At 33.0% G+C, this 224-nt stretch carries 1 pseudogene; it reads right to left on the bottom strand.

Annotated features, from left to right (window positions below):
* Positions 1 to 38 precede the first annotated feature (38 nt).
* Positions 39 to 224, bottom strand: a pseudogene (locus B2S90_RS08195) (MATE family efflux transporter); the annotation flags it as partial.

Genomic DNA, 224 nt, shown 5'->3' on the forward strand with positions numbered 1-224 from the left:
AGAAATATTTCTAAATAGGTATTAAAAGAAAAAGAGGTCTAAGCCTCTTTAATAAATGGATCTCTCCAGAATACGATTAATAGATAAATTGTCATAACGACCCAGATGACTGGTTCACAGAAGATGACAGCCATATATTTAAAGACTGGAATAAGTGCGAATACGAAGATAATCTTACCGACTAATTCAATAATACTCGATACAAGTGGTAACATCTTCTGTCC

The organism is Catenibacterium sp. UBA627, assembly GCF_002299355.1.
Taxonomy (GTDB): Bacteria; Bacillota_I; Bacilli_A; order Erysipelotrichales; family Coprobacillaceae; genus Catenibacterium; species Catenibacterium mitsuoka.